This window comes from Gemmatimonadales bacterium, assembly GCA_030697825.1.
GTDB lineage: Bacteria > Gemmatimonadota > Gemmatimonadetes > Gemmatimonadales > JACORV01 > JACORV01.
In genome coordinates this window covers 1-1,717 of sequence record JAUYOW010000260.1, presented here as the reverse complement: position 1 = coordinate 1,717, position 1,717 = coordinate 1, and the positions used below count along the sequence as shown (strand labels likewise).

General features: G+C 64.6%; 3 protein-coding genes. 2 read left to right on the top strand and 1 reads right to left on the bottom strand.

The annotated features are described in order from the left end of the window. Nucleotides 1-690 (top strand): toprim domain-containing protein (locus Q8Q85_12990; GenBank protein ID MDP3775171.1); only part of this gene is annotated, 690 nt, incomplete at its 5' end. Between the two features lie 67 nt (nt 691-757). On the opposite strand, the gene Q8Q85_12985 is transcribed toward Q8Q85_12990, so the two are convergent. Then, complete coding sequence (locus tag Q8Q85_12985; GenBank protein ID MDP3775170.1) at nt 758-1,294, bottom strand: hypothetical protein; 537 nt, start codon at nt 1,292-1,294, stop codon at nt 758-760. Between the two features lie 61 nt (nt 1,295-1,355). Between Q8Q85_12985 and Q8Q85_12980 the strand changes: the two genes are divergently transcribed. Next, nucleotides 1,356-1,717, top strand: a 362-nt coding sequence (locus tag Q8Q85_12980; protein ID MDP3775169.1) for an ATP-binding protein, incomplete at its 3' end; no start/stop codon positions are given.

Below are 1,717 nucleotides of genomic sequence, written 5' to 3'. Positions count from 1 at the left end.
TGCTCTCTAAGCGACCCCGCGCTGTGCGAGATCTACCTGGTCGAGGGCGACAGCGCCGGCGGCTCGGCGAAGCAGGGGCGGGACCGGGCGTTCCAGGCCATTCTCCCGTTGCGCGGCAAGATATTGAACGTCCAGAAGGCGCGGATCGACAAGATCCTCAGCAACGAGGAGATCCGGACGATCATCACGGCGATGGGCACCAGCGTGGGTGAGGAATTCAATCTGGGTGAGGCCCGGTACCACAAGATCATCATCATGACGGATGCCGACGTGGACGGCGCGCACATCCGGACGCTGCTGCTGACGTTCTTCTACAAGGAGATGAAGCAGTTGATCGACGCGGGATACGTCTACATCGCGCAGCCGCCGCTGTTCCGCGTGGCCAAGGGCAAGGAGGAGTATTACGCCTACGACGAGCCGGAGCGGGACGAGTACGTGAAGCGGCTCTCCAACGGCGACTCGGGGCGCGGGTCAGTGGGGATCCAGCGGTACAAGGGCCTGGGGGAGATGAATCCGGACCAGTTGTGGAAGACGACGATGGATCCGTCCACGCGGACGATCCTCAAGGTGGAGATGGAGGATGCGTTCGCGGCGCATCAGCTATTTGAGACGCTGATGGGGGATGAAGTCGAGCCCCGCCGTAAGTTTATTGAGGAGCATGCGAGGTTTGTGAAGAATCTGGACGTGTGACCGGCCGGGAATAGCGCGACGGCATGCTGACTGCCCGCGCCCTTGCTTCGGCGCGGGCGAGCTGCTCCTACCGGGACAGAATGCCGAACAGACTGAGCCCGGAGGTTCCGACCCAGAAGAGGAACAACCACTTCAGCAGCTCGGCTTTCTGCTCTGCCAGACGCTGCTCCAACTTCCCCTCCGAGCGGGCCCCCTGCGCTTCGAGCTTGGTCTCGAGGCTGTCGATGCGCCGCACCACCTGACTCATCTCGGCCCGCATTTCCGCACCAAGCTGCGCGTTGCGCTGCTCGAGCTTGGCGTCGAGCACGTGGATACGCTGATCGAGCCTGGCGTCGAGCACACCGATGCGCTGGTCGAGCTTGGCGTCGAGCACACCGATGCGCTGCTCGAGCCTGGCGTCGAACCGCTGCGCCTGGACCTCGATCAGGTCGCGAAGATCGGCCTTGTAGGTAGCGTCCACCGAATTGAACCACTCCACCAATTCGTTGGCGACGTCCTCGCCGAGGGCGTCGTAGAAGCGCTTTGACGGCTTGGCCGTCACCGGCATGAACGACACCCAGGCTGAAGTCGGCGACAACTCTAACGTATGCTCGGCGAAGTGCATAGGCAAATCATTGCAGACCCCCACCCTCGCCCTGCGCCGCCGGAAGGGGTAGAATCGCGGCATGGGCGAGACCCGTGTCGACATACTTCACCTGCTCGAGGACCTCCGCGACGCCTACCCCGGCGGCCTGGAGGAGACCATCCTCACGGAGATAGTCGCCAACTCGCTCGATTCCGGCGCCGCCGTCATCGCGGTGACAGCCGATCCCGCCGCCGCGACGCTCACCGTCACCGACGACGGCACCGGGATGAAGCGGAGCGAGCTGATCCGCTTCCACGACATCGCGGCGACCACCAAGACGCGCGGCCAGGGCATCGGCTTCGCCGGGGTCGGCATCAAGCTGGGCCTGCTGGCCTGCACCGAAGTGCTGACGGAGACGCGGCGCGGCGCCACGCCCGTCGCCACGTCGTGGCACCTCGCCTC